At 69.6% G+C, this 21,916-nt stretch carries 16 protein-coding genes; 4 read left to right on the top strand and 12 right to left on the bottom strand.

Going from position 1 to position 21,916, the window contains the following annotated elements; genetic code table 11:
* Positions 1 to 26: 26 nt before the first annotated feature.
* From fadD32 to glf, 11 genes are all read right to left on the bottom strand, one after another.
* Positions 27 to 1,949, bottom strand: coding sequence for a long-chain-fatty-acid--AMP ligase FadD32 (fadD32, locus tag RC2_RS15655; protein ID WP_068149003.1), 1,923 nt, complete (start codon positions 1,947 to 1,949; stop codon positions 27 to 29).
* 198 nt (positions 1,950 to 2,147) lie between these two features.
* Positions 2,148 to 3,137 carry an LLM class F420-dependent oxidoreductase gene (locus RC2_RS15650; protein ID WP_068104241.1) on the bottom strand — a complete coding sequence of 330 codons (990 nt, stop codon included), beginning with the start codon at positions 3,135 to 3,137 and terminating at the stop codon, positions 2,148 to 2,150.
* 244 nt (positions 3,138 to 3,381) lie between these two features.
* Positions 3,382 to 4,368, bottom strand: a complete 987-nt coding sequence (locus RC2_RS15645; protein ID WP_072681610.1) for a cutinase family protein — start codon at positions 4,366 to 4,368, stop codon at positions 3,382 to 3,384.
* Between the two features lie 5 nt (positions 4,369 to 4,373).
* On the bottom strand, positions 4,374 to 4,910 hold the full coding sequence (locus RC2_RS15640) for a DUF732 domain-containing protein (RefSeq protein ID WP_068148995.1): 537 nt from the start codon (positions 4,908 to 4,910) through the stop codon (positions 4,374 to 4,376).
* Between the two features lie 122 nt (positions 4,911 to 5,032).
* Positions 5,033 to 6,898, bottom strand: a complete 1,866-nt coding sequence (locus tag RC2_RS15635; protein ID WP_068148992.1) for an alpha/beta hydrolase-fold protein — start codon at positions 6,896 to 6,898, stop codon at positions 5,033 to 5,035.
* A gap of 225 nt (positions 6,899 to 7,123) precedes the next feature.
* Positions 7,124 to 8,077, bottom strand: a complete 954-nt coding sequence (locus tag RC2_RS15630) for an alpha/beta hydrolase (RefSeq protein ID WP_245811147.1) — start codon at positions 8,075 to 8,077, stop codon at positions 7,124 to 7,126.
* Between the two features lie 388 nt (positions 8,078 to 8,465).
* Positions 8,466 to 10,340, bottom strand: a complete 1,875-nt coding sequence (locus RC2_RS15625) for an arabinofuranosyltransferase AftB family protein (protein WP_068148990.1) — start codon at positions 10,338 to 10,340, stop codon at positions 8,466 to 8,468.
* Entirely contained in the window at positions 10,318 to 11,223 is a 906-nt protein-coding gene (locus RC2_RS15620; RefSeq protein WP_068148987.1) for a decaprenyl-phosphate phosphoribosyltransferase, read from the bottom strand. Before RC2_RS15620 ends, RC2_RS15625 begins: the two co-directional genes overlap by 23 nt.
* The gene (locus RC2_RS15615) at positions 11,220 to 11,732 is read right to left on the bottom strand and encodes a phosphatase PAP2 family protein (protein WP_068149080.1); all 513 of its coding nucleotides are present in this window, start codon (positions 11,730 to 11,732) and stop codon (positions 11,220 to 11,222) included. The genes RC2_RS15620 and RC2_RS15615 overlap by 4 nt, the downstream gene beginning before the upstream one ends.
* A gap of 28 nt (positions 11,733 to 11,760) precedes the next feature.
* Positions 11,761 to 13,620: a glycosyltransferase gene (locus RC2_RS15610; RefSeq protein ID WP_169818384.1), complete on the bottom strand. Its 1,860-nt coding sequence runs from the start codon at positions 13,618 to 13,620 to the stop codon at positions 11,761 to 11,763.
* A complete protein-coding gene (gene glf, locus RC2_RS15605; RefSeq protein WP_245811146.1) occupies positions 13,617 to 14,828 on the bottom strand; it encodes a UDP-galactopyranose mutase in 1,212 nt (403 codons plus the stop codon). The genes RC2_RS15610 and glf overlap by 4 nt, the downstream gene beginning before the upstream one ends.
* 248 nt (positions 14,829 to 15,076) lie before the next feature.
* Between glf and RC2_RS15600 the strand changes: the two genes are divergently transcribed.
* Positions 15,077 to 17,149 (top strand): N-acetylmuramoyl-L-alanine amidase, encoded by a 2,073-nt coding sequence (locus RC2_RS15600; protein WP_174552343.1) that lies wholly within the window; start codon positions 15,077 to 15,079, stop codon positions 17,147 to 17,149.
* Positions 17,150 to 17,168: 19 nt separating this feature from the next.
* On the opposite strand, the gene RC2_RS15595 is transcribed toward RC2_RS15600, so the two are convergent.
* Entirely contained in the window at positions 17,169 to 17,990 is an 822-nt protein-coding gene (locus RC2_RS15595) for a Cof-type HAD-IIB family hydrolase (RefSeq protein WP_068153031.1), read from the bottom strand.
* 80 nt (positions 17,991 to 18,070) lie between these two features.
* On the opposite strand from RC2_RS15595, the gene RC2_RS15590 reads away from it, so the two are divergent.
* The 3 genes from RC2_RS15590 to RC2_RS15580 all read left to right on the top strand — a co-directional run bounded on the left by RC2_RS15590 (position 18,071) and on the right by RC2_RS15580 (position 21,807).
* Positions 18,071 to 19,753: an ABC-F family ATP-binding cassette domain-containing protein gene (locus tag RC2_RS15590; RefSeq protein ID WP_068153028.1), complete on the top strand. Its 1,683-nt coding sequence runs from the start codon at positions 18,071 to 18,073 to the stop codon at positions 19,751 to 19,753.
* A gap of 118 nt (positions 19,754 to 19,871) precedes the next feature.
* Positions 19,872 to 21,254 carry a GntP family permease gene (locus tag RC2_RS15585; RefSeq protein WP_068153026.1) on the top strand — a complete coding sequence of 461 codons (1,383 nt, stop codon included), beginning with the start codon at positions 19,872 to 19,874 and terminating at the stop codon, positions 21,252 to 21,254.
* 1 nt (position 21,255) lies between these two features.
* Positions 21,256 to 21,807, top strand: coding sequence for a gluconokinase (locus RC2_RS15580; RefSeq protein WP_371828719.1), 552 nt, complete (start codon positions 21,256 to 21,258; stop codon positions 21,805 to 21,807).
* Positions 21,808 to 21,916 lie beyond the last annotated feature (109 nt).

Below are 21,916 nucleotides of genomic sequence, written 5' to 3'. Positions count from 1 at the left end.
ATCGCCAAACTACCCGCGGGGGGTGATCATGCTTCGGGAGCGGTCTCGTCCGGTGCGGCCTCGGGGGCGTCGGGGAACGCGGTCTGCTGATAACCACCGCGCAGGGTTCCCTCGATGTACGCCGCCTTGCAGGCACGACGGGCGATCTTGCCGCTGGAGGTACGCGGGATCGATCCCGCGGGCACCAGCAGCACGTCACGGGCGGTGACGCCGTGGCGCGCGGAGATCGCGGCCCGGACGGTGTCCGCGATCGGCTGCGGATCGGCCTTGCCGGCACCCGGTGCACGCTCGGCGACGATGACGAGCTGCTCGGACGAGTCGCCCGGATCGCGGCTCAGACCGCCCGCTCCGAACTCGAAGACGACGTCGGGAAGCTGGTTCGCCGGAACGGCGAAGGCCGCGACGAAGCCCGGACGCAGGGCCGAGCTCGACTCCTGGGCCGAGTACTCGAGGTCCTGCGGGTAGTGGTTGCGACCGTCGACGATCACCAGGTCCTTCACGCGACCGGTGATGTAGAGCTCGCCGTCGACGTAGACGCCGTAGTCGCCGGTCCGCATCCAGTTCGCGTCCTCGGGCACGCCGTCGGCATGGCTGCCCTCGCCGAGTCGGGAGACGAGCTTGTTGTGGAACGTCTCCGACGTCTCCTTGCTCCGGCCCCAGTACCCGCGTCCGATGTTCTCGCCGTGCAACCAGATCTCGCCGACGTGACCGTCGGCCACCTCGCCGGCGGCGTCGGCGTCGACGATCGCGGCCCACTGGCTGCGCGCGACGTATCCGCAGGAGACCTGCGGGATGGCATTGGGGGCGGACTCGTCGACGCGGACGATGCGGCCGGCGTTGAGCTCGCTGCGGTCGACGTAGATGACCTTGGCCTCGTCGGTGTGCTTGGTCGAGGACACGAACAGAGTGGCCTCGGCCATGCCGTACGACGGCTTGATGGCGGTCTTGGGCAACCCGTACGGCGCGAAGGCGTCGTTGAACTTCTTCATCGACGTGGTGGTGACCGGCTCGCTGCCGTTGATGAGGCCGATGACGTTGGACAGATCCAGCGTGTTGCCGTTCTTGGGCAGTCCGCGCTGCGCGGCGTGCTCGAACGCGAAGTTCGGCGCCGCGGCGAAGGTGCCCGCGCCGTCCGACACCGCGGCGAGCTCCTTGATCCAGCGCCAGGGCCGCTGCACGAACGCACGCGGGCTCATGATGGTGATGTACTTGCCGCCCAGCGCAGGCAGGATCACCGTGAGCAGGCCCATGTCGTGGAAGAGCGGCAGCCACGTGACGCCGCGCGAATCCTCGTTCAGCTCGATCGCATCGACCATCTGCAGGGCGTTGACGCCGACGGCTCGGTGCGTGATCTCCACACCGGCGGGCGTCCGCGTGGACCCGGACGTGTACTGCAGGTAGGCGATGTCGTCGATGGACGCCGCGGGCTCGGTCCAACTCTCGCCCACGGTGTCCGGAATGGCGTCCACCGCGATGATGCGCGGACGCTTGGCGGCGGGCAGCGCGCGGAAGAACTGGCGCACCCCGGCCGCGGAATTGGTGGCGGTGAGAATGGCCGACGGCTCGCAGTCGCCGAGCACCGCGTGCAGGCGGTCGCTGTGACCGGGCTCGTCGGGATCGAACAGGGGCACCGCGATGGCACCGGCGTAGATGGCACCGAAGAAGGAGATGACGTAGTCGAGGCCCTGCGGCGCGAGGATCGCCACCCGATCACCAGGGGTGGTGACCTGCTGCAGACGGGCACCGACCGCACGCAGGCGAGCACCGAACTGTGCCCAGGTGAGCTCGTGGACCTCGCCCTCCCGCTCACGGGAGTAGTCGATGTACCGGTAGGCGAGAGCGTCACCGTTCTCGGCGACGTTCTCCTCGACGTGGCGCACCAGCGTCAGACCCTCGCGGATCCGGATCCGGCCGGTTTCGTCGACGAAGTCGTCGAACGAGTCTTTCATCTCATCTCCTCCGAGGCGCTGAGCACCGTGTCTCCGTGGCGCAGCCGCACCGTGTCACCGTGGCGCACCCGCTGCGTCGCTCCGTGGCGCCGCCGAGCGAGCGCACCGCGAGTGGTCGTACTGGGGTGGGAATGCCGACAATCGACGCCCGACAATTGTCGACGCAGCCGACGATAGGGTACAGACCGCCCGCTCACGTCATTCCCCCGCCAGCAGCGGAATGACCGGCGCGAACGCTTCCATCTGTGTGGGGAACACTCCGACGTAGGACATCCCGGTGGCGGCACGGACCCCGCGCACCTGCTCGGCGATCTCCTCGAACGACCCGATCGCGATGTAGGGCGAGCGCAGGACGTCCTCGACGGTGAGCTTGACGTCGACGTCCATGTTGGGCGGGAAACCGTTGTCGAGCGCGCCGAGCACCATCTCCGCCGTCTGTTCCCGGTCGTCCGAGATCAGAATGGTCGTGATCGTCCAGTTCAATTCGATGTCGGCGAAACGGTCGCCCGCGGCACGACGAATGACCTCGACGCGCTCGATGCTCTTCTCCATGGTGATCTCGGAGAGCTTGAGCTTGCCCTCCTTGGTGGTGCTCGGCACCAGCGAGATGATGTCGGCATGCTTGGCCGCCAGAGCCAACATGCGCGGTCCACCGCCGCCCACGGCGATGGGCGGACGCGGCCCCTGCCGCGGACGCGGGCTGCCCTGCAACCCACGGACCTGGTAGTGCTTGCCCTCGAAGGTGCACTCCTGGCCGCGCAGCAGAACGTCGAGAATGGTGAGCGACTCGTCGAGCTTCTCGATGCGGACGCCGGGGCTCTCGTACGCGATGCCCGCCTTGTCGTACTCCTCTTTCATCCACCCCGCGCCGATCCCGAACTCGAGCCGACCGCCCGAGATCTGATCGATGGTGGTCGCGTCCTTGGCCAGCACGGCCGGGTGCCGGAAGCCGTTGGCCAGCACCGCCGTACCCAGGCGGATCTTGTCGGTGGCCACCGCCAGCGCTCCGAGCGCGGCGATCGGGCCCACCTGATTGCCCAGGTGATCGGGAATCATGAAGCTGTCGTAGCCGAGCTCCTCGGCCTTCTGCGCCAGCTTCACGAAGCGACGGGCGCCGCCCTCGTCCGGGTTTCCCTCGCCGCCGGCTGCGAAGCGGAACGGGCGCACAGGCGCAGCGGCAGCTGTCATTCGGTCGTGTCTCCTGTGGCTGGCGGTCGACGGGATCGGGCAGGGTTCCGCGGTGGCACTCGTGGTGGACCCCCATGGCCGCTCTCGGAGGTACCGAGGACACCGGGGGGACACCGGGGCGAGAACCGAGGAGCCACTCTAGCCGTTACCGGCTCGAGACCAAAAGCGTCTGTGACACGCACACACGGCCGTGCGGAAGACCTTGTCCTCTCGCCAGTCCGTCACGCGCGACACGCGTGCCACCTCACGAATGCGCCGGTGTCGGCGCCGATTCGACGAGTCCGGCAGCCCAGTCGCGCGTCCAGGCGACCGCCGTCGTGCCGTTGCCGTCGACGACGTACGACGCGTAGCTGCCGTGGACGGGATTGCCGGCCGCCCCCGCGAGGGCACCGAGCGACGACGGGATGTTGCGCAGGGACATCGCCTGCGGCGGTGCCGCGCAGATGAGGTCTCCGGGCGCGCAGATGCTGTAGGTCCGATCGGCCAGGGCCCCGAAGCCACCGCGCCGCTCGCCCGTCATCGTGATGCCGGGAACGTCGAGACCACCGAGGGCGACCTCCGCACCGACCCCGTCCACGGGCGGACCGATCTGCTGAGCACTGACACCGTCGCGTCGCCCGTCGGCGATGAGCGTGACTCCGAGGACACGCTCGGGCGGCACCGGACCGTCGCCGGCCCCGATCGCCGCGGCGAGGTCACCCACGATCACCGCGCCCTGCGAGAACCCGGCGAGGACGTACGACGTCAGCGGGCAGTCCGAGCTCCGCTGCGCGAGAACGTCGTTGGCCCGAGCGGCGCCTTCGGAGCGACTGACGTTGTACGACGCCTGCCCGTCCGGCGGGAAGGCGATGGGATTGGAGAACTGCGCGACGTACGGGACGGTGTAGACCTCGGCCCGGTTCGGCGGGAACCGGTTCTGCAGTTCGGAGGTGACCTTCAGCATCAGCGACGCCGGGTTGGCGGTGGGTGCGTAGGGATCGTCTCCCGCGTTCGATTCCCAGGTCCCCGGCACCGACAGGACCATCACGTCGGGGCACGACGCCGGCTGCGAGGTGGGCGGTGCGGCGTCGGGTTCGCCCGGACGACCGCGGTCCGGCGTGGTCAGCCGACCGGCGAGCAGGTACCAGAGCAGCAGCGCGACCAGCACCAGGACCAGGACCATCGCGATGGCGACGACCAGCATCCGAAGCGGTGATCGGCGGCGGGCGGCTCCCCGCCCTCGTGACGACATGTGCCCTATCCGCAGTAGGTCGACCGCGCCGCGTCGATGTACTTCTGCGCGGTGGCGGCGGCGTCCTCGGCACTGATCTCGGTGCCGCTCGCCGACGCCTCGGCGCCGACGTTGGCGGTGACGAAGGTCGAGATCTGATCCGCGGCGACACCTTCGCTCTGCGCCGCGCAGATGTAGTTGGCGGTGCCGATCGCGATGTCGCCGTTGCCGGCGACGGTCACGCCGTCGGCACGCAGACGGTCGAGGAAGGCGTCGGACCGCGGGTCGCGGGGAACCTCGGTGGGGCCGGGGTAGCCGCTGGGCACGGCCTCCTGCTCCTCGGCGGCGGATCCGGACGTGGCGGCACCCGAGGTGATGGTCGCGGCGCCGCTGGAGGTCGCGGACGGCGCCTCGCTGGTCGCCTGCGCCTCCGCCGTCGTCGACGCCGACGGCGTGGGGGTGCTGCTGGCCGACGAGTCGTCGCCGCCACAGGCGGTCAACAGAGCCCCGGCGGCCGTCGCCAGCAGGACGGGCGCGAGGAAGGAAACGACTCTCGATGTCACGTGCGGGTCCTCTTCCGGTCGAGACGGGTGCCGAGCGCAGCACACGCTACCGACCGGGGCTGAGAGAACTCTGTGCTCTCCGACGCCTCCTGACAGCTGACGTCGCCCCGGTCGGTCGCGTGTCAGGGAACGATCTGGACGTTGCCGTCGCGCACGGTCACGAAGCCGTTCTGGAAATTCTGCTGAACGCCGCCGGGAATCGGGAACTCGTCACTGGTCACGTACCCCAGCCGACCGTTCTCGTAGCCCACGCTCTTCCACGCGTCGAAGATCGGTCCGTTGCGGATCACCCAGGCACCCGTGGCCGGTGACCAGTAGATGTTCCCGCCCTCGAACTGCGTGAAGCGACCGTTGTCGCGCACCGCGATCTCGTTGGTGCGAGCGAACCCGAGCGGTCCGTTCTCCCAGCCGGTCTGGCCGTACTTCTCCATGATCTTCCCGAGCACGGCGTGCGTGCCGGTGTCCGGCGAGAAGTACATGGCGCCGATCTCGAAGCCCTGCACCGCGCCCGGGCGGTTCGGCGTCGCGACCTCGTCTCGCGTCGGGTAGCCGAGCGGCCCGCGCTCGTAGCCCTGGCGCGCCCACTCGTCGAGGATCGCGCCGCGGACGGCATGCGCGCCGGTCTGCGGCGTCCAGTAGATCATTCCGTTGCGGAAGGAGTTGTAGCGTCCGCGGCCGTCCGGCACGCCCAGTTCCCCGGAGGTCGGCATGCCGAGCACGCCTGCCGGCCCACCGAGTCCCGCGTAGGCGCCACCGATCGCACCGGCGACCACGTGCGTCCCGCTGTCGGAGGTGAAGATGCGTCCGACGCGGAAGTCCTGCGCGCGCCCACCGGCGACGTCGTACTCCGCCGTCAGGCAGTCACCGAGCCAGCCGTTGGCGCTGGCCGCGCCGCCGATCGCGCCGCCCACCGAGCAGGCGGGCTTGTCCACCTCGACGCCCAGCGCGGCGGCGATCTGCGGCCAGGCCTGCTTGACCTCGAACTGCCAGTAGTCCCACGTGTGCACGCCGGACGGCCGGTAGTTGACCGTGGCCGGAATGCCCAGCTTCGTGAGCTTGGTCGCGAACGTCTGCGACGTCAGCCGGGCCAGGATCTCGAGGCCCATGCCGGCGTAGTTGGTGCTGATGCCGGGAATGTCGGACGGCTGGTCGTACGGTCCGGCGGCACCACTGCCGCTGGAGATGTACAGGCTGGTGCCCTTCAGCTTCTCCGCGAGGACGTACGGATCGTGCTGAGCCCACAGATCGCCCGACGGCACTCCCCACATCGACCCGACGTCGAAACCGCCGGCGTCCTGCATGGCGTAGCCGATCGCCTGCGGCATGCCGAGCGTGGAGGTCGAGAGAATGCCGGAGAACGAGCCCGCGAACCGGAAGAAGCCGGGGTTGCGCGCGGCCAACGTCATGGCCGCGGTGCCGCCCATCGACAGGCCGGCAACGGCGCGGACGTCCGTCGACCGCCAGTCGCGCTCGAGGACGGGCGGGAGCTCCTTGGTCAGGAAGGTCTCCCACTTGTAGTTGCGGCCGTTGTTCTGCTCGACCCAGTCGGAGTAGAAGCTGGACTGACCGCCGACCGGCAGGATCACGTTGACGTTCTTGTCGGCGAACCACGTCTCGGCATCGGTCTCGGCGGTCCAGCCGTTCTCGACGTCGGTCGCGCGCATGCCGTCGAGCAACCACAGGGTCGGGAACGACGCCCCGGGGCTGCGGTTCCAGTCCCGCGCGAGCAGGATCTGGACCTGGATCGGCACACCCATGGACGGCGAGTTCACCCACACCGCGACGCGGCGATCGGTGAGCCAGTCGACGCGCGAGACGGACGCCCCGGCGTCGTTCTGCGCGCGCACGGGCGCGGCCTGCACGGGAGCGGCGGCCGCGGGTACCGCGAGGGCGGTCGTGGTCGCGCCGCCGACGAGCGGCAGCACCAGCGCCAGAGCGACGGCGGACATCCGCAGTCGGCGTCGGCCGGTCGTCCTCGGTACACGCATGGGGCTCTCTCGCTTCCTCGGGTGGCAACGCGGACGGCGGGCGCGGGATCCGCGGATCGCGACGCCGTCGGCGTGGTCGGTAGTTCTGAGTTCTACACGCCGGGCGGCCTCTCCCCCGAGAGGCTCGCTGTGACGGATGGTGCGAATGTTACTCGGTTGCGCGGTCCGGACAGACGAACGACCCCGACACCGAAGTGCCGGGGTCGATCGTCGTCAGGATTCGCGTCAGCCGATGTTGGCCCGCAGGTCGGGCATCATCTGCACGACCTGGTCGAACCAGTAGCCCCACCGGTGCGTGCCCTGACCCGGGAAGCTGTAGGTCACGTTGTTCGCGCCGATGGACGCCATCCGCACCTGGAAGGCGCGGCTGTTGGCCAGAGCCAGAGCCTCGAGGCCCATGCCGTTGGCGGTGTTGTAGTAGTCGAGCAGCGAAGCCGGACGGTCGTAGACGCCAGGGAGACCGCTGGCGGCCGAGACCCACACGCGCGTGCCGTTGTCACGCAGGCGCGGGGCGAACACGAACGGGTCGTTGCGCAGCCATGCCGGATCCCAGGGCGGTCCCCACATGGAGTCGACGTTGTAGCGGCCGGCGTCGAGCATCGCGACACGGATGGCCTCGCGCATGCCCGGAGCCGAGATGTTCAGGTAGCCGGACAGCGATCCGGCGTAGCTGAACTGGTTCGGGTGGTACGCCGCCAGCGTCAGCGCGGCGGAGCCGCCCATCGACAGGCCCACGACACCGTTACGGGTGCTGGAGAAACCGAGCTGACGACCCAGCTGCGCCGGCAGGTTCTGCGTCAGGAACGTCTCCCACTTGTACGTGGTGCGCTGCCCGTTGAAGTTGGAGGGGGCGTACCAGTCCGAGTAGAAGCTGGACTCGCCACCGACCGGCTGGACGACGTTGATGCCCTGGTCGGACAGGAACGAGCCCGCGTTGGTCTCGTGCTCCCAGCCGCTGATGTCGTTGGTCGCCCGCAGACCGTCGAGCAGGTACACGACCTTGCTGGTGTTGCCGTCGGCGGCACGCCAGACGCGGCTCTTGATCGGGCCCATCGATGAGTCGGTCCACACGTCGAATCCGGCACGCACCTCGGCGTTGGCGACGGGACCGGTGCCCACCACGGCGAGGCCGAGCGGTACGGCGGCGGCCATCACCAAGGACACGACGGCGCGACGCATGCGGCGGCCGACTCGGGGGGTGCGAAGGCGAGTTGCCTTTCGCGGCTGAGCGCTGGCATCACCAGCGGCTTCGGTCACGAACCCGTCACGCATACATTCGGCCTCTCACCATCACCTGTGCGGCCGGTCGGCCACACTGTTTCCTGAAGTTCGTACGGGCGACGTTCCCGTTTCGCTTCACGAACGTCGTCCCGCGGTTTCGTCCACAGCGCGCACGTCACCCGGTGGGCGAGTTCGCACGTCGACGCACATCATCTCTGCATATCCCCCGCGACGATGACAGCGTTACACAACCGAGATGCAAGATTCCAGCCGGTCGTGTCATGACGGCGCACGGTCCGAGGCGAAACACCACCACGCGACACGCCGTGTGTGACATAGATCTCACTCACGACGTCGGCCCGGTCGGTGTGCGCTCGGGCGGCATGGTCAGTCCGCACCGCTCGATCTCGTACTTCGGCACCCGGTCGATGCGGTAGGCCGCGAAGTCGAACGCATGCTTGAAATTCTGGACGAACCGTGCCCGCGTCAACTCGGACCGGTAGGACGTCAGCAGCGCCTCGGTGTCCGGGCACGTCAGCGCGACCTTAGCCTGCGTCACCCAGTCCTCGTCCAGATAGAACGGCAGGAACGGGTGGACGTCGACCATGCCGGTGTCGGCGACCACCCAGTCCGGGAACAGGTTCTTGTCGTGTCCGATGCGGCCGTTCTCGAGCCGCTCGGTGTGCGCAGCCAAGGGGTACGCGAGCCCCATCTGGTCGAGCACGCGCACGTCGAGACCGACGTTCATGCTCGTCATGCCGAGGTTCAGGAAGAACACCACGTGCTCGGCCCCGCCCTCGGGGATCGGCAGCGGCGGCGGCACCACGTCCCAACTGGTGAACTGCGCCGACGGCAGCAGCAGCCCGCCGTCGGGTGTGCGTTCGATCGCGTCGACCATGGCCCGCATCCGGGGGTAGTCGAGGTAGTCGCTCGCCAGGATCGGATGACGGTGGCCGGTGTTCTGCGAGTAGAACGCGCGCTCGTCGACGATGCCGCTGCGCCCGACCTGGGTGCCTTGCGGCATGGCCGTCGTGGTCGCCGCGGCCACGGCCCACACGAGCACTCCCACCCATACGAGCAGGGCGCTCACCAGCGCGATCGGGCCGCGCCGCAACGGAACGGGGATCACCGCCACGGGCAGCAGCAGCAGGAACAGTGCCGGCAGCAACGTCCGACCGTGCATGAAGTCGCCACCCACCCGCACGGCGTAGACCACCGACAACAGGCCGGAGACGAGGGCGAACGCCACCACGGCCGACGGCGTCCGGAGCCGGGACAGCCCGCGCTCGCGGTCGGGGCGGGCACCCGCTCGCGGTGCGGCGATCGTCCACACCACCACGGCCACCGCGACGAGCAGCAACGGCACCCACAGCGCGTAGGGGCCCACCAGGTTGCCCAGGTAGGTCAGCCCCTGCTCCCACTTGGCGCCGCCGGCGTCCTTCGACACCGCCGTGTTGGGGTAGGGCAACGCGTAGTAACCCATTCGCCAGACCTGGTACCCGACCGGCGTCACGCCGGCGACCACCACGATCGCCGCGCGCCGGGCCCACGACTGCGGCACCGCGACCACCATGAGCAGCGCGATCGCACCGACCAGCACGAGCTCCGGACGCACCAGCGGTGACAGACCACCCCAGAAGGCCAGGAACAGCACCGACCCGAGGCCGGGACGGGTCGACCGATCGGCCCACCGCAGCATCGCCCACCACAGGACGGCGATCCAGAAGATCACCAGGCAGGTCTCGAGTCCCGACGTCGCGAAGTCGCGGGCCGGGGGAATCGCGATGTAGACGACGGCCCCGGCGGGCAGGAGCACCACCGCGCGCCCGCCGTACAGCCGCATCGTGCCCAGCATCGCGACGACCACCGCGGCCGTCGTCAGCACCAGCGCGATGGTCAACACCACGTACTCCAGGCGCACGTCGGTGAGCCAGGAGAAGAACCACACCACGTAGGTCCAGGCCGTACTGGTGTTCGCCTCGACTCGCTCGCCCGCGTTGAAGACCGGCCCGTTGCCGGCCAACAGATTCCGCACGGTGCGGAGCACGATCAGTCCGTCGTCGGCGATCCAGCGTCGCTCCCACGCACCGAGGAACGCCACGACGGCGACCACCAGCACGCCGACGAGGCCGACGACACGGGCCCAGCGGGGGACCGAGGTCTCGGTCGGGTCGACTGCTTCCGTGCGCGTCGTCCCCCTAGGCGAGGTAGACAGCGACACCCACCACTCCGATCCACGCGATGGCGAGCAGTTGGAGCACTCGATCGCCGAGGGCGATCTCCTCGGGCTCGCCGGCTTCACCGCCGTCGACATCGACGGCGTATCGAAGAATAGCGACGGTGAACGGCACCATCGAGATGGCGAAGAGGGTGCTGTCGTTCTTCGCGTCCTGGTCGAAAGCCCACAGGCCGTAGCAGATCACGACGGCAGTGGCGCTCAGAGTCCAGACGAAGCGCAGGTAGGTGGTGGTGTAGTTCTCGAGCGACCGGCGAATCTTGGCTCCGGTGCGCTCCGCGAGCTGGAGTTCGGCGTAGCGCTTGCCGGCCGCCATGAACAGCGAACCGAACGCCATGATGAGCAGGAACCACTGCGACAGCGGGATGTCCGCCGCCACACCGCCGGCGATCGCGCGCAGCAGGAACCCCGACGAAACGATGCAGATGTCGAGGACGGCCTGGTGCTTGAGCCCGAAGCAGTACGCGAGCTGCACCCCGATGTAGACGGCCATCACCACGGCGAGGTTCCAGTTCGCCAGGAACGACAGCGCGATCGCCCCGCCGAGCAGCACGACGGCCATGGCGTAGGCCAGCTGCACCGGCAGGACCCCGGCCGCGATCGGCCGGAATCGCTTGGTGGGGTGGGCACGGTCGGCCTCGACGTCCATCGCGTCGTTGACCAGGTAGATGCCCGACGCCGCCATGCAGAACACCACGAACGCGAGGGCGACCGGCACCAGCACCGACCCCTCGGTGACCGACCCCGCGGCCAGCGGCGCCGCCAGCACCAGGACGTTCTTCACCCACTGACGGGGCCGCACCGCTTTGACGATGCCGGCCGCCAGGTTCGCCGGCGGACGGCCGACCTCGGTGGGTTCCTCGCTCATGACGCCGCCTTCTCGAGTCGAACCGCGACCGCTGCACTCACGGCGCCGAGAGCGGCACCGCTGAGTACGTCGGACGGGTAGTGCACGCCCAGGACCAGCCGCGAGAGCAGCATGGTGGGCACCAGAACCGGTGCGACCGGGAGCCCGGAGGCTCGCCCGATCAGCAGCGCGGCCGCCGTCGTCGACGTCGCGTGCGACGACGGGAAGCTGAACTTGCTGGGGACGCCGACGCCGATCCGGACGTCCGGATGGGTCGGTCGACGGCGACGCACGACGCGCTTCACGGCGATCGAGGCCGCGTGCGCTCCGACGGCCCCGACGACGACGGTCGTCCACTGCGGGCGTCGGGCCGGGTCGAATGCGGCACCGAGGCCGCCGACGGCGATCCAGCCGAGGGCGTGCTCACCGAGATGCGACAGGCCCCGAGCGGTGCGCACGGCACCCGGCACCGAGCCGACGGTCCGCTGAACCGCCAGCAGCGTGCGGACATCGGCGTTCGGAGTCGGCAGTGCGACCGGGGGCGAGCCGACCGCGTCGTCAGCCGACCGGGGTAGAGAAGACACGTTCCCACCGCTCCTTGCTGGTCAGTTCGGGGACGGCGCGACGATACTGCTCGGACACCTCGGGGAAGCGACGGAGCAGCTCCCGGCGCAGCGCGAGTGCCTCGCGGCCCAGCGTCGCCGCGACGGCCCGATCCCGCTTGCGGTAGACCACCCCGCGGCCGTCGGCGGTGGTGACCGTGACGCCGTCGACCTGCGAGAGCAGGAACCAGCGGGAGTCCATGGTCGGCACGTTCAGTTGGGGCGTCTCGTGGTGCCCCTTTTTGGCCGGTCGCAGACTGTGCACCAGGCCCCGGGCCAGTCGCGAGACCTTGGCGACCGCGCCGACGGGCGTGCTCACGTCGGGCACGTCGGCGCCGCTCGCGGGGGGCAGCGCCGTCGACGACGGGAGCACGACGGCGTCCGGGTACTCCCGTCGCGCACGGTGCACGTCGCCGAGTGCGGTGGGCAGGATGTCGACCAGGTTCTCGGGGCCGGCGAGGAAGTCGCGGACGGCCATGTTCTGGATCGCGACGGTCGAGTACTCCAGGCACAGCAGGTGCTTGGTGGTCGCCTTGAGCGTGTCGAGGACCAGTCCGCGCGCGGACTCCGGCGCGTGCAGGGCCGCGACCACGAGCCGGTTGCGCAGGTGGAAGTACGCCTGCCAGTCGATCGCGTCGTCCTTGTCGCTCCACGCCATGTGCCAGATGGCGGCACCGGGCAGCGTGACCGTGGGGAACCCGGCGGCGCGGGCGCGCAGGCCGTATTCCGCGTCGTCCCACTTGATGAACAGTGGCAGCGGCTGACCGATGGTCTCCGCGACGACGCGCGGGATGAGACACATCCACCAGCCGTTGTAGTCCACGTCGATGCGGCGGTGCAGGAGCGTGGAGTCGCGCAGCGGCTTCTCGGCGAAGTCGTGGTCGTACTCGACGTTGTCGGCGCCGCCCCACATGAAGCGGGACCGGTCGATGCGTTCGCCCATGACGTGCAGGTGGCTGCGCGCCTGCAGGTTGAGCATCTGCCCGCCGACGAGCGTCGGCACGGTGGCGAAGCGAGCGAGGGCGAGAGCACGCAGGATCGAATCGGGCTCGATCTCGATGTCGTCGTCCATGAACAGGATGTGCTCGGCGTCGGTGGTGGTCAGCGCCTCGTACATGATGCGGCTATACCCGCCGGACCCGCCGAGGTTCGCCTGGTCGTGGATGCGGAGGCGGTCGCCGAAGTGGGCGGCGACCTCGTCGAAGTCGGGCCGATCGCGCACCTTCCGCGTGCCCTGGTCCGGCACGATCACCGCGTCGACGACGTCCATCACCAGCGGGTCGGACGCGATCGCGGCCAGGGCGGCGACGCAGTCGGCGGGACGGTTGAACGTCGGGATCCCGACGGCGACGCGGCCCGACCCCGGCGCGGGCACGGTCGCGTACCACCCGGCGGCGTCGACGCGCACGTCGTCGTAGGTGGTGACGTCGAACCAGATCCATCCGCCGTCCTCGAACGGCCCGAGATCGATCTCGAACTCGAGGGCGGTCGAGCCGTCGGTGGCGGCGCCGTCGACGTGGATGCGGGAGCCGTCGGCCTTCGATCGGTAGACGTCGATCCGGCACTCGCCCGCGAGCTCCACCCGCAGCACGACGGAGGTGAGCACGCTCCACCGGCGCCAGTACCCCGCCGGGAACGCGTTGAAGTAGGTGCCGAAGGACACCTCGGACTCGGCGCCGATGGCCACCGAGGTCCGTGAGAGCGAGTGTGCCCGACGGGGATTGGTGGTCGCCTCGTCGGTGTAGAGCGAGCGCACGTCGAGCGGCTCCCCGGCCCGTGGCAACAGGATCCGGTGCAGCAGTGCGCGATCGGTCACGATGCGCCGTCCGCCGTCGCCCCCAGCGGGGCGCCGGACTCGAGGTGCGGCCGCAACGTGTTCTCGAAGGTGGTCAGGGCGCTGGCGATGGCCATGTGCATGTCGAGGTACTGGTAGGTGCCCAGGCGACCACCGAAGATCACGCGGTTCTCCGCCGTCTCGCGCTTGGCCCGCTCGCGGTACGCGGTGAGCTTGGTGCGATCGTCGGGCGTGTTGATCGGGTAGTACGGCTCGTCGCCGGACTCGGCGAAGCGCGAGTACTCACGCATGATCACCGTCTTGTCCGCGGGGTAGGACCGCTCGGGATGGAAGTGGCGGAACTCGTGGATGCGGGTGAACGGTACGTCCGCGTCGTTGTAGTTCATGACCGGCGTGCCCTGGAAGTCACCCGTCGGCAGTACCTCGGTCTCGAAATCGAGCGTGCGCCAGCCGAGCTCGCCCTCTGCGAAGTCGAAGTAGCGGTCCAGCGGGCCGGTGTAGACGACGGGTGCCGCCGGGCTCTCCGCGCGCAGCGCGTCCCGCACGTCGAACCAGTCCGTGTCCAGACGCACGTCGATGAGCTCGTGCGAGGCCATGTTCTCGAGCCACGCCGTGTAGCCGTCGACCGGCAGGCCCTCGTACGTGTCGTTGAAGTACCGGTTGTCGAAGGTGTAGCGCACGGGAAGCCGCGTGATGTTGCCCGCGGGCAGATCCTTGGGGTCCGTCTGCCACTGCTTGGCCGTGTAGTCGCGGACGAACGCCTCGTAGAGCGGGCGACCGATCAACGCGATCGCCTTCTCCTCGAGGTTGGACGCGTCGTCGACCGAGATCTCGCTGGACTGCTCCTCGATCAGCGCTCGCGCCTCCGCCGGCGTGAAGTATCGGCCGAAGAACTGCGACACGAGGCCGAGACCCATGGGGAACTGGTAGGCCTGGCCCTGGTGCAGCGCGAACACCCGGTGCTGGTACCCGGTGAACTCGGTGAACTTGTTGACGTACTCCCACACCTTGGTGTTCGAGGTGTGGAACAGGTGCGCCCCGTACTTGTGCACCTCGATCCCCGTCTCGGGTTCGGGTTCGGAGTAGGCATTGCCGCCGAGGTGCGAGCGCCGGTCGAGAACGAGCACGCGCTTGCCCAGTTCGGTGGCGCTTCGCTCGGCGACGGTCAGGCCGTAGAAGCCGGACCCGACGACGATGAGGTCATACCGGCCGTGCGAAGAATCGGTCACGGGTGACCAGGGTATCCGACGCCGTGTAGTGGAACCGCAACGTGCGGTTCGGCCGCGCGGGGACGGTCGTTCGAACACCTGGCCGAACCCTCTAGTAGAGGTTGATGGTTGACGCATCTGTGGTTACTGTGACGCATGTTGCGCATCAGAAGCCACTTCCGTCACATCCGTGACAGCGATGACCGGTGCGCAACGACGCCTACCAGGGGAGTACATCAGTGCACCGTCGCCCGAAGCCCGCACTCGTCATGGGTGTCGTCGCCGCGCTGGCGGTGACCACCCCGGTTGCCGTCCATCTCGTCGGGCAGCAACCCGCCGACGTGCAGACCACCACCGACACGGCCGTCGTGGTCCCCACCAAGATCGCCAAGCTCGCCCTGGCCAGTGCGCCCGACATCGTGATTCCGCTCGAGGAGCTCACCGGCCTGGCGCTGCCCGACATCAACCTCGGGTCGCTGCGCGATCTGCCGATCCCGGACAACCTCGAGATCCCGGCCATTCCCGGCCTCACCGCACCCGCCGCCCCCGCCCCGCTCGCACCGGGCGACGTCGCCGAGTCCGTCGAGATCCCGGCCAACGGCGCCGTGGTCAAGGAAGTCGCGCAGGACACCCCGTTCAGCATGGTGGCGCTCACCGCCGAGCAGCTCGGCAATGCCGTCGCCCGCGTGCGCGCCCAGCTCGAGGACGGCTCGTGGGGTCCGTGGAACGAGACGCAGCCCATCGACACCGGCCGCTCCGATTCCGACGTCCCCACCGCAGCTGCGGGCACGGAGCCGATCTACGTCGGCGAGACGAAGCGCGTGCAGTTCCTGCTCACCCCGACGGTGCCCACCCCGGCCGTCAATCCGGCCGACCCCGCGTTCCCGGCGCCGCCCGCTCCTGCGGATGCTCAGCCCGCACCCGCCGACCCCGCGCCCGCACCCGCCGCCCCCGCACCCGCCGCCCCCGCGCCCGCCGCGGACCTCGGTTACATCCCCGCGTCGTCGTCGAGCCCCCTGCGCACGCAGCCGGCCGAGCAGACCGGCCAGACCCTCGCGGACGCGGCAGCGGTCCTCATCACCCCGGGGACGTCGGCGGCCGACGCCACGCTGACGGACATCGCGGCGCCGCTGGCCGGCTCCGGCCCCGCGGTCATCTCCCGCGCCCAGTGGGGTGCCGACGAGTCGATCCGCTGCGGCAGCCCCACGTACGACGATTCGTTGGGCGGCGCGACCGTCCATCACACCGCCGGCAGCAACGACTACACCCGCCAGGAGTCCGCGGGCATCGTCCGCGCGATCTACGCCTACCACGCGAAGACGTTGGGCTGGTGCGACATCGGCTACAACGTGCTCGTCGACAAGTACGGCCAGATCTTCGAGGGCCGTGCCGGTGGACTCGACCGCAACGTCGAGGGTGCTCACGCGGGCGGATTCAACGAGAACACCATGGGCCTCGCGCTGATGGGCGACTACAGCCGCGTAGCCCCGACGCAGGAGTCCATCGACGCGGCCGGGCGTTTCCTCGGCTGGCGGCTCGGCAAGGCCGGCCTGGACCCGATGGGCCGGACGACGATGTACTCCGAGGGCACGCAGTACACCTTCGTGCCGCAGGGTAACGCCATCGATCTGCCGGTGATCTTCGCGCACCGCGACGTCGGCAACACCGAGTGCCCGGGTGACGCCGCGTACGCCCGCCTCGGCGACATCCGCACCATCGCGGCCGCCAATCTCGGCGGCGGCACCGCGCCGTCGCCCGTCACCTCGCCCGACACCGTGGTCGGCGGCGACACCGTCCCCGCACCGCCGAGCACCGACGCCTCGGGCCGGGACAGCAGCGCCGCCCTGCGGGGACTGGTGTCCGACCTGCTGCGTATGGGCGTGCAGAACCCGGTGGTGCAGAAGTGGGTCGCCGAGGGCGGCGAGAGCGGACGCCTCGGCGCCGCGCTGACCGGACTGCTGCCCATCGCCGACGGACTCGAGAAGGCGGACTTCGTCAACGGCTCCATCTACACGACGCCGACCGGCCAGGTGGTCTCGGTGCTGGGCAAGATCTACCAGCAGTTCATCGCGCAGGGCTCGGAGTCCGGTTCGCTCGGCCTGCCCGTCACCGACGAGTACGACATCCCCGGCGGCAAGCAGACCGACTTCACCAACGGCTCACTGATCTTCGACCAGGTCACCGGCATCGTGACCACCGTGATGAAGACGTTCGTCGACACCTACACGACGGAGATGAATGCCGGCGCTCCCGCGGCGGCTCCCGCTCCCGAGGCTGCCCCTGCTCCCGAGGCGGTCCCTGCCGCGCCGGCCCCGGCACCCGAGCCCGCCCCGGTGGGCTGACCCGGCCGTCGTCGGTAGCTCAGCTCCACCAGCGTTCGACGACGCGGGCCACCCCGTCGTCGACGTTGGTCGCGGTGACCTCGTCGGCCGCGGCGATCGCATCAGGATGGGCATTGCCCATCGCGACGCCGTGGCCGACGGCCGTCAGCATGGGGACGTCGTTGGGCATGTCGCCGAACGCCACCATGTCCGCGGCGTCGATGCCCAGCGTCCGCCCCACCTCGATCAGGCCCGACGCCTTCGACACGCCGGGCGCGCTGAGCTCGATCAGACCGTTGTCGGTGGAGAACGTCACGTCGGCCAGATGCTCGACGTGCGCGGTGATCGCCGCCGCCATCGCCCCACTGGTCATCGACGACTGGCGAACCAACAGCTTCACGGCCGGCGCCGACAGCACGTCCTCGGCGGAGGTCTCGGTGTTGTCGGGGTTGAGCCAGGCGTGCTCGTAGCCGGGTTCGCTGACGAACTGCGGTGTCGCGGAATCGTGCGCGGATTCGCCCACGCGCTCGACGGCGAGACCGCACCCGGGCAGGAGGGAACCGACCACGGCGGCGATCTCCGCCAGCGCCGTGACCTCGAGCGTGCGCGCGGAGATCACCCGGTCGGTCTCACTGTCGTAGAGCACCGCGCCGTTCGCGCACACCGCGCGCGGCGCCAGGCCGAGCTGATCGACGACGGGAGTGATCCACCGCGGCGGCCGACCGGTCGCGAGGACGAAGACGTCCCCCGCCGCCACGATCGCGTGCACGGCGGCGCGGGTACGGGCACTGACGCGCTCGTGCCGGTCGAGAAGCGTTCCGTCGACGTCGGAGGCGACGAGGCGCGGTCGGGTGGGCTGCATCGCTCGAGTCTGCCCGACCGCACCGACGCGGCCGAATATCGGGTGACTCCTGCCGGGGTGCCGCCGTACGCTGAACGCCCGTGGCTCATCTCGAACTGGTCGACGTCGACCTCGCGCTCCCGGACGGTCGACCGCTCCTGAACGGGGTCTCGTTCCGGGTGGGGGACGGCGCGAAGACCGCCCTGATCGGCCCCAACGGGGCCGGAAAGACCACCGTCACAAGGCTTGTCGCCGGTGAGATCGAGCCCGATTCCGGAACGGTGACCCGATCCGGCTCGCTCGGCGTGATGCGCCAGTTCGTGGGCAAGGTCCGGGACGAGACGACGGTGCGCGATCTCCTGCTCTCCGCGTGCGCGCCGGGGGTGCGGACCGCGGCACGGGCCCTCGACGACGCCGAGACCGCCATGATCGAGCGCGACGACGAACGTACCCAGATGGCCTATGCCACAGCCCTGTCCGACTGGGGCGACGCCGGCGGGTACGACCTCGAGCCGTTCTGGGACGAGGTCACCACGGCCGCCCTCGGCGTCTCGTACGACCGCGCGAAGTGGCGGGCGGCCGCCTCGCTCAGCGGCGGCGAGCAGAAGCGTCTCGTGCTCGAGGCTCTGTTCGCCGGTTCCGACCGACTGCTGTTGCTCGACGAGCCGGACAACTACCTGGACGTGCCGGGCAAGCGGTGGCTGGAACGCACCATCGAAGCGTCGGACAAGTCGATCCTGTTCATCAGCCACGACCGAGAGCTGTTGTCGCACGCGGCGACTCGGGTGGTCACTCTCGAACCGGGCGTGGCCGGTGCCGCGGCGTGGGTCCACGGTGGCGGCTTCGCCACGTACGCCGACGCCCGTGTACGGCGGACCGAGCGGTTGGACGACCTGCGGGCCCGCTGGGACGAGGAGCGGGCCAAACTGCAGGCGTTGGTGCTGCGGCTGCGCGAGAAGGCGAAGTTCAACGACGGTGTCGCCTCGCGCTACCAGGCGGCGCGAACCAGGCTCGCGAGGTTCGAGGAGGCCGGCCCACCGGAGGCGGTTCCGTTGCGGCAGAACGTGTCCGTCCGTCTGACGGGTGGTCGCACCGCCAAGCGTGCGGTCGTGTGCACCGGGCTGGAGCTGACCGGCCTGATGGCGCCGTTCGACACCGAGATCTGGTACGGCGACCGCGTCGCGGTGCTGGGCTCGAACGGATCGGGCAAGTCGCACTTCCTCCGCCTGCTCGCCGGTGGCGGATCCGATCCCGCACCCGAGCACCGCCCCGTCGACGAACTCGACCTCGCGGTCGTACCGCACACCGGCACCGCGGTGCTGGGCTCTCGGGTACGGCCGGGCCTCTTCGCGCAGACCCACACACGCCCGGATCTCGAAGGGTCGACCCTGCTCGAGATCCTGCATCTGGGAACCGCGCATCGGCCGGGCATGGGACGGGAAGCGGCCTCACGGGCGCTCGATCGGTACGGCCTGTCGCGGCAGGCCGAGCAGAGGTACGACGACCTGTCCGGAGGCCAGCAGGCACGACTGCAGGTCCTGCTGCTGGAGCTGTCCGGGGCGACCCTGCTGCTCCTCGACGAACCGACCGACAACCTCGACCTGGAATCGGCGGACTCGCTGCAGGACGCCATCGCCGCCTTCGACGGCACCGTGATCGCCGTGACCCACGATCGGTGGTTCGCCCGCAGCTTCGACCGATACCTCGTGTTCCGATCGGACGGGCGGGTCACCGAGTCGGACGAGCCGGTGTGGGACGAGGCACGGGTGCAGCGGCAACGCTAGGGCCGTGTTCCGCTGGGCGATCGGAACGTGACGATTGGGACACGGTGCCCGTGCGTTCGGCTCGGGGGTCGACCACCGGACCTTAGGGTCGGGTCACACCGAGGAGAGGCATGACCGCGTGGACATCATGGAGCCGGCCTACGGAACCGCGTATCTGCTGACCGTCGCGGCCGTCGCCGTGGCCGTCTTGCTCGTCCTCATCATGAAGGTGAGGCTGCACCCGTTCCTCGCGCTCGTCCTGGTCAGCATGGTCACGGCCGTCGCCGCCGGCATCCCACTCGCCGACGTCCCGGACACCTTGCTGGCCGGGTTCGGCGGCACGCTCGGCAGCGTGGCGTTGCTCGTCGCACTGGGCGTGATGCTGGGTCGACTGCTCGAGAAGACCGGCGGCGCACAGGTTCTCGCGGACACCCTGATCTCGCGATTCGGGGAGAAGCGCGCGCCGTTCGCCCTCGGCGTCGCGGCACTGATCTTCGGCTTCCCGATCTTCTTCGACGCCGGTCTCGTGATCTTCCTGCCCATCATCTTCTCCGTGGCGCGGCGCTTCGGCGGCTCGGTGTTGCTGTACGCGCTGCCCACGGCCGGCGCCTTCGCCGCGATGCACGCCGTCGTGCCACCGCATCCGGGCCCGGTCGCCGCGGCGGACCTCATGGGTGGCGACATCGGACTCACCCTCATCGTCGGCGTTCCGGTGGCCGTCGTCGCCTGGTTCGTCGGCGCCTACCTCGTCGGTACCCGCCTCGGTCGACGGTTCGTCACCTCGCCCGCCGCCATGTTCGGAGACTCGGCGGACGACGACGAGCGCATCGCCGCGGACCCCCCGAAGTTCGTGGCCGTGCTCGGCCTGCTCCTGTTCCCGCTGATCCTGATCTGTCTCAACACCGGCATTTCGACGCTGCAGACGGCCGGGACGGTCCCCGACGACGCGGCCTGGGCCGACGCTCTCGTCCTGATCGGTCAGACGCCCGTCGCCCTGCTGCTCACGGTCCTGCTCGCGCTGGTCGTCCTCGCGCCGGGACGCTTCTCGGTGCAGCGGGCGACGGACCTGATGGACGACGCCCTGGGCCCGGTGTGCGCGATCATTCTCATCACCGGTGCGGGCGGCATGTTCGGCGGCGTCCTGCGCGCCAGCGGCATCGGGACATCTCTGACCGAGTCGCTCTCGGGTCTCGGCTTCTCCCTCATCCTGCAGGCGTTCCTCATCGCCACTGCCCTCCGCGTGGCGCAGGGCAGTGCGACGGTGGCCCTGACGACGACGGCGGGTCTGGTGTCGGCGCAGGTCGCCGAGCTGGGCCTCGACGACTTCCACATCGCCTTGCTCGTCTTCGCCATCGCAGCCGGATCCACGGTGCTGTCCCACGTGAACGATTCGGGCTTCTGGCTCGTCAGCCGCTTCTTCGGCATGGACGTCAAGACCACTCTGAAGACCTGGACGGTCCTGGAGACCACCCTGGGTCTCGCCGTCTTCCTGCTGGCTGCGCTGCTCTGGGTAGTGTTCTGAGGTGACCACCGATACCGGCGCCACCGACCCGGGCGCCTCGAACGGCCCACCCCGCCACATCGTCGTCATGGGGGTGTCGGGAACCGGCAAGACCACCGTCGGCAAGCGGGTGGCGCGGAAGCTCCACGCGTCGTTCGTCGAGGGTGACACCCTTCATCCGAAGGCGAACATCGACAAGATGTCGGCCGGCCATCCCCTCACCGACGAGGACCGGGCACCGTGGCTCGCAGCGATCGCGGCCGAGATCCGTCGTCTCGACCAGGACGGCGGCACGTCGGTCACCGCCTGCTCGGCATTGCGGGTGACGTATCGCGATCAACTCCGCACGGGATATCCGGAGCTGTTCTTCCTTCACTTGCAGGCGGACTACGACACCTTGCTGGCCCGCATGACGCGTCGCAAGCACTTCATGCCGCCGTCGTTGTTGCAGTCGCAGTTCGACACCCTCGAGGAACTCGAGCCCCGTGAGCACGGCGCCGGCATCGCGGACGTCGACGGGATCGACACCGTCGTGGCGGCAGCGCTCACGGCCCTCGGCGTTCGCCGCGACTGACGCGCCGGGCGGCGCGACAGGGGTTGCGGCGCAGCGCATCTCGACAACCGAGCCCTGAAACGCACAACACCCCCCGACCGTGTGGTCGGGGGGTGTCGTGGAATGGTTG

The sequence above is a fragment of the Rhodococcoides corynebacterioides NBRC 14404 genome, from assembly GCF_001894765.1.
Classification (GTDB): Bacteria; Actinomycetota; Actinomycetes; order Mycobacteriales; family Mycobacteriaceae; genus Rhodococcoides; species Rhodococcoides corynebacterioides.
The sequence above is the reverse complement of the archived record's forward strand: the minus strand, read 5'-3'. Positions and strand labels throughout refer to the sequence as shown.

What these genes read in the sequence shown, in the direction of transcription:
- RC2_RS15645 (WP_072681610.1), bottom strand. Translation starts at nt 4,368, where the DNA reads ATGTCGTCACGAGGGCGGGGAGCCGCCCGCCGCCGATCACCGCTTCGG.
- RC2_RS15620 (WP_068148987.1), bottom strand. Translation starts at nt 11,223, where the DNA reads ATGAGCGAGGAACCCACCGAGGTCGGCCGTCCGCCGGCGAACCTGGCG.
- fadD32 (WP_068149003.1), bottom strand. Translation starts at nt 1,949, where the DNA reads ATGAAAGACTCGTTCGACGACTTCGTCGACGAAACCGGCCGGATCCGG.
- RC2_RS15650 (WP_068104241.1), bottom strand. Translation starts at nt 3,137, where the DNA reads ATGACAGCTGCCGCTGCGCCTGTGCGCCCGTTCCGCTTCGCAGCCGGC.
- RC2_RS15595 (WP_068153031.1), bottom strand. Translation starts at nt 17,990, where the DNA reads ATGCAGCCCACCCGACCGCGCCTCGTCGCCTCCGACGTCGACGGAACG.
- RC2_RS15600 (WP_174552343.1), top strand. Translation starts at nt 15,077, where the DNA reads ATGGGTGTCGTCGCCGCGCTGGCGGTGACCACCCCGGTTGCCGTCCAT.
- RC2_RS15635 (WP_068148992.1), bottom strand. Translation starts at nt 6,898, where the DNA reads ATGCGTGTACCGAGGACGACCGGCCGACGCCGACTGCGGATGTCCGCC.
- RC2_RS15630 (WP_245811147.1), bottom strand. Translation starts at nt 8,077, where the DNA reads ATGCGTCGCGCCGTCGTGTCCTTGGTGATGGCCGCCGCCGTACCGCTC.